Below are 4,843 nucleotides of genomic sequence, written 5' to 3'. Positions count from 1 at the left end.
TTTCCCACCCCCTCCGACCGAGTGACACGGAGAGAGACTCCTCCCCCGACCTCTACGCGCGTGGTTCACGTGGCGTTGACCACGTGATACACACAGGCGGGTCACATCCTGTCCGCCAGCAGGAAGGTTCTCCCCGTGTCAGTGACCCGCCGTCAGGCCCTCGCCCGCTCGGGCGCCGGTATCGCAGGCATTGCGTTCACCGGAACCCTCTCCGAGCTCTTCGTGGGCACGGCCACCGCGCAGAGCACCCTCGGCCACTCCGGCTACGGCCCCCTGATCCCCGACCCGAACGGCCTGCTCGACCTGCCGAAAGGTTTCCGCTATCGGGTCCTCTCCCGTGAGGGCGACCCCCTCCGCTCGGGCGAGGGCCCGGTGCCCAGCAACCACGACGGCATGTCCGCCTTCCCCGGCAGGCACGGCCGTGTCCACCTCGTCCGCAACCACGAGAACCGCCACAACGGCCGTATCCCGGTCCCCACGATCAAGGGCCTGACCTACGACCCGACGGGCAAGGGCGGCTGTACGTCCCTCACGCTCGACGCCCGGGGCAAGGTCCTCTCGGAGCAGGTCGCCATCGCCGGCACGGCGGTCAACTGCGCGGGTGGGCCCACCCCTTGGGGCACCTGGCTGACCTGCGAGGAGAACGAGGACAAGGCCGGCACCAACGGCTACACCAAGGACCACGGCTTCATCTTCGAGGTCGACGCGGCCGACCCGCGACGTTCGGGAGCCGTGCCGCTCACCGCGATGGGCCGCTTCCAGCACGAGGCGATCGCGGTGGACCCGAAGCGGGGAGTCGTCTACGAGACGGAGGACGCCTTCGAGCAGCCCTTCGGCCTCTTCTACCGCTTCCTCCCCAACAAGCCCAAGGGTGGCCTCGGTTCACTGCGCGCGGGCGGCCGTCTGCAGGCGATGCGGGTCCCGGGCGTCCCCGACCTCTCCCCCATCCAGGAGCCCGGAGCCTGCTTCGACGGCATCGAGTGGGTCGACGTCCCCGACCCCCTGGCCGCCCAGACCGCCATCCGCCACCAGGACTTCGGCCCCAAGGGCATCACCCACGCGCAGAAGCTGGAAGGCTGCTACTGGGGCGGCCGCTGCGTCTACTTCGTCTCCTCCTTCGCCCGCAGCTCGGAGGGTTCGGCCGCCGACCACTACGGCCAGATCTGGCGCTACGACCCCGACCACCGCACCCTCACCCTGGTCATCGCCTTCGGCCCCGACACCGACCTCCAACTCCCCGGCGAATCCCCCGACAACATCTGCCTCGCCCCCTCCGGCGGCCTCATGGTCTGCGAGGACGGCAACGGCGCCCAGCACGTCTACGGCGTCACGCGCCGCGGCGACGTCTACGCCATGGCCCGCAACGCCCAGAACATCGGCACCGCCGAGGAACCCGAATGGGGCGAGTTCGCGGGCGTCACCTTCTCCCCCGACGGCGACACGATGTACGTCAACTGCTACACCCCGGGCACGACCTTCGCGGTGACGGGCCCTTGGCGCCGCTGATCGCCGACGACGAGAACCGGCGGCAGCGGGCGGCCCGTCAGCCGTCTGCTGCCGCGCTGCCGGCGTGTACGGCACAGCGCCGTACACGCGTGTTCGATGGACAGTACGCGTAACCGTTCGTGACGCTGGGTGAGTTGACCGTGGGGAGACCCGACTCATCTGGAGGTGGCCGAACATGGGTGTCGACTGGGAGCCGGACCCGTCCGACAGTCTCAAGACGTTCGGGGCGTTCGTGCAGGCGCTGCGCGAGCACCACGGCTACACGAGGGAGCAGTTCGCTCCGCTGGTGAGCTTCAGCGTGCACACCGTCGCCTCCATCGAGTTGGGCAGGCGGATGGCGGACGAGGTGTTCGTGGAGCGGGCGGATCGCGTGCTGGGGGACACGGGCGCGCTGCGCAGGGCGGCGAAGCACGTCTCCCGGCAGCCGGGCCTGGCGTCGTGGTTCCGCCGGTGGGCCCAGCTGGAACGGCACGCGGTGAGTCTGTGCACGTACGAGTGCCGCCTCGTGCCGGGCCTGTTGCAGCCGGAGTCGTACGTGCGGGCGCTGTGCGACGAGGATGTACCGCCGTTGCCCGACGACGAGTTGGAGGCCCTCGTCAAAGCGCGCATGCAGCGGCAGACGCTGTTCCGCGACGAGCCCAGGACCACGTTCGACTTCGTCGTCGAGGAGGCCGTGCTCATGCGTCGCCTCGGCGGCACGGACGTCTGTGTCGATCTGCTCGACCACCTGTTGGCGGCCAGCACGTTGCGCAACGTCACCCTCCAGATCATGCCTGCGCGCACCGAGCATCACGCGTGTCTGGCGGGCCCCATCCGCCTGCTCGAAACCCCTGACGCACAGCGGTACGCGTACTCCGAGGGCCAGGAGAGCGGGCGTCTGATCGCCGACAGGAAAGAGGTGGCCAAGCTCTCCCTGCGCTATGCCAGACTGCGTTCGCAGGCCCTCTCCCCGCAGGACTCCGTGGGCCTGTTGAAGAGAATGCGAGGAGAGCTATGAGCACCACTGAACTGCACTGGACCAAGAGCAGCTACAGCAGCGCCCAGGGCGACGACTGCGTAGAAGTCGCCCCCCTCCCCTCCGCCGTCCGCGTCCGGGACTCCAAGCGTCCCGCCGGCCCCGCGCTGACCCTCTCCGCCGCCGCCTGGGTCCCCTTCATCACCCAGGCGGGTGACTTCGGGGCGGACTCCCCGGCGATCGGCAGTTGAACCGACTGTCCGCTGACCCCATCGCCGTACTTTCGTGCGGTGATCAGTCCCGTACGCAGCATCACCGCGCTCTGCGCGCTCGGCGCGCTCGGCGCCGCCCTGACCGCCTGCGGCACCCCGCACGCCTCGACGCGCATCGTCAACGCCACCGCCAGCCCCTCGGCGGCGACCGCGTCCCGGCCGCCCACGCTCGCGCCGGGCCCCGCCGGGCTGACCCCGGTGTTCGAGCACGGTCCGCGCAGCCGCACCGACAAGACCGTCGCGCTCACCTTCGACGCGGACATGACCGCGGATCAGGGTGAGCGGGCCGCTGCGGGGGAACGGTTCGACAATCCGGAGCTGATCGCCGCGCTGCGTCAGCTGAAGGTTCCGGCCACGCTGTTCATGACGGGGCGGTGGGTCGAGGAGTACCCGATCCAGGCGCGGTCCATCGGACGGGACCCGCTGTTCGAGGTCGCGAACCACTCGTACAGCCATCACGCCTTCACCGAGAACTGCCACGGCCTGCCGACCATGGCGCCCACGCGGATGCGGGCGGATCTGGAGCGGGCGTACCGCGTGTTCCGGGAGGCGGGGGTCAGCGATCCGATGCCGTACTTCCGGTTCCCCGGCGGCTGCTACGACAGCCGCGCGCTGCGCAGGCTCAGCGCGTCCGGGGTGACGGCGGTGCAGTGGGACGTGACGAGCGGCGACGCGTTCGCGACGGACCCGGACGACGTGGTGCGGGAGGTGCTGGACGGGGTGCGGCCGGGGTCCGTCGTGGTCATGCACTGCACGCGGAGTGCCGCGCCGGTCACGGAGCGGGCCGTACGGAAGATCGTGCCGGCGCTCCGGAAGCGCGGTTTCCGGTTCGTGAAGGTGTCGGAGCTGGTCGGGACGACGGCGGCGAAGGCCGTGGCGGCGCCCTGAGCAGGTCTGCGCGCGGCCGCTCTACGCTGGATGTATGAGCGAACACGACTACTACGGCGGCGGCAGCGGGGGCCCGACCGCGACACCGCGTCCTGAGTCGGATCCGGCTCCGGTCCTGTCACCGGAGACCGCCGACGGTCCTCCCTTCGCCGAGTGCGTCCTGTGCCGGCAGCCCACCGAGTACCCGGAGTCCCACAAGGGGATCACCCTGTGTCCGGTGTGCGAGTGGCGGGAGGCCGAACGGATCGCCTGCTCAGGCTGAGCGGCGCCTGGTCAGGGCGCAGGCGAGGGCGGTCGCGGCCGCCGTGAGGAGCCCGGCCGCGAGCAGGGGCAGGACGGGGACCGGGATCGTCGCGTGCCGCGAGCCGTCGACGAGGGCCGTGACCGCCGCCCTGGCCGGGGAGCCGGCCACCACCAGGGCCAGCAGGACGCCGAGCAGGAGCGCGGGAACGGCCCGGCCCCGCGATCGCAGCAGCGGCCAGTTCGTGAGCGCGCCGACGGCCGTACCGAGCAGGGCGCAGACGAGGGCCGCCAGGAGGCCCGCGCCGCCCGCCGGGAGTGACTCGACACGCGTCTGGTGGTCCGTGCTCGTGGGGGCGCTGATGAAGGTGACGAGGACCGTGGCCGCCGTCCCGAGGAGCGCGGCCGCCGAGAACGCGACCAGGACACAGGCCAGGTGCGCACGGCCCGGCCCTGCCGCCGCCCCCGTACAACTGCGGGCCGCGGGGGGTTCGTTGGTGACGCAGATCCGCATCAGCCACGCGGACACGGGCAGCAGCGCGGCGGCCGTGTAGCCGAGCGAGTCGAGCACCGGCTGTCCGCTCTGCACCCCGATGGCGAGGAACGCCGCGTACAGGATGACGGGCGGCAACCAGCGCTGGGAGCGGACGAGGAGAGCGGCCTGGTAGCGGAGGAGGGCGGTCATCGGGAGCTTTCCACTTCCAGTTCCGTCGTCGGTTCGTCTTCAGGGTCGCCCGGGGCCGCCGCCGCTGTCGGCATGTCGGTCTGTTCGGTCACCGGGGTCACGCGCACCACGTGCCAGGGCGGGCGAGCCTCCAGCAACGCCCTGAGCAGCGAGTCGGACCGGTCCGCCGGGACCGTGAAGAGATGGGACCCGGCCCCGGAATCCTCCACCGCCGACACCAAGTCACGTACGCCGGACGGTACTTGGGCCCCCGGCGCGCCCCGCCCCTCGACCACGACGGAGGCTCCCGCCGAAGCG

Annotated in this window: 6 protein-coding genes and 1 pseudogene; 5 read left to right on the top strand and 2 right to left on the bottom strand. The window is 71.3% G+C overall.

Going from position 1 to position 4,843, the window contains the following annotated elements:
* The first annotated feature begins 141 nt into the window (after positions 1-141).
* From P1P70_RS40820 to P1P70_RS40800, 5 genes are all read left to right on the top strand, one after another.
* A complete protein-coding gene (locus P1P70_RS40820) occupies positions 142-1,506 on the top strand; it encodes a PhoX family protein (RefSeq protein ID WP_319246972.1) in 1,365 nt (454 codons plus the stop codon).
* A 175-nt stretch (positions 1,507-1,681) separates the two neighbouring features.
* The gene (locus tag P1P70_RS40815; RefSeq protein WP_319246970.1) at positions 1,682-2,503 is read left to right on the top strand and encodes a helix-turn-helix transcriptional regulator; all 822 of its coding nucleotides are present in this window, start codon (positions 1,682-1,684) and stop codon (positions 2,501-2,503) included.
* The gene (locus tag P1P70_RS40810; protein WP_319246968.1) at positions 2,500-2,712 is read left to right on the top strand and encodes a DUF397 domain-containing protein; all 213 of its coding nucleotides are present in this window, start codon (positions 2,500-2,502) and stop codon (positions 2,710-2,712) included. The genes P1P70_RS40815 and P1P70_RS40810 overlap by 4 nt, the downstream gene beginning before the upstream one ends.
* A 39-nt stretch (positions 2,713-2,751) precedes the next feature.
* Positions 2,752-3,621 carry a polysaccharide deacetylase family protein gene (locus P1P70_RS40805; RefSeq protein ID WP_319246966.1) on the top strand — a complete coding sequence of 290 codons (870 nt, stop codon included), beginning with the start codon at positions 2,752-2,754 and terminating at the stop codon, positions 3,619-3,621.
* 34 nt (positions 3,622-3,655) lie between these two features.
* Positions 3,656-3,883, top strand: coding sequence for a hypothetical protein (locus P1P70_RS40800; protein WP_319246964.1), 228 nt, complete (start codon positions 3,656-3,658; stop codon positions 3,881-3,883).
* Here P1P70_RS40800 and P1P70_RS40795 read toward each other — a convergent pair.
* Both P1P70_RS40795 and P1P70_RS40790 read right to left on the bottom strand, forming a co-directional pair.
* The gene (locus tag P1P70_RS40795) at positions 3,875-4,546 is read right to left on the bottom strand and encodes an ABC transporter (RefSeq protein WP_319246963.1); all 672 of its coding nucleotides are present in this window, start codon (positions 4,544-4,546) and stop codon (positions 3,875-3,877) included. The two genes, P1P70_RS40800 and P1P70_RS40795, sit on opposite strands and share 9 nt — an antisense overlap.
* Positions 4,543-4,843, bottom strand: a pseudogene (locus tag P1P70_RS40790) (ABC transporter ATP-binding protein); the annotation flags it as partial. The pseudogene P1P70_RS40790 and the gene P1P70_RS40795, both read right to left, overlap by 4 nt.

It is taken from the genome of Streptomyces sp. MB09-02B (genome assembly GCF_033794485.1).
GTDB lineage: Bacteria > Actinomycetota > Actinomycetes > Streptomycetales > Streptomycetaceae > Streptomyces.
This window is presented reverse-complemented; position numbering and strand designations above follow the sequence as displayed.

What these genes read in the sequence shown, in the direction of transcription:
- P1P70_RS40810 (WP_319246968.1), top strand. Translation starts at nt 2,500, where the DNA reads ATGAGCACCACTGAACTGCACTGGACCAAGAGCAGCTACAGCAGCGCC.
- P1P70_RS40800 (WP_319246964.1), top strand. Translation starts at nt 3,656, where the DNA reads ATGAGCGAACACGACTACTACGGCGGCGGCAGCGGGGGCCCGACCGCG.
- P1P70_RS40815 (WP_319246970.1), top strand. Translation starts at nt 1,682, where the DNA reads ATGGGTGTCGACTGGGAGCCGGACCCGTCCGACAGTCTCAAGACGTTC.
- P1P70_RS40795 (WP_319246963.1), bottom strand. Translation starts at nt 4,546, where the DNA reads ATGACCGCCCTCCTCCGCTACCAGGCCGCTCTCCTCGTCCGCTCCCAG.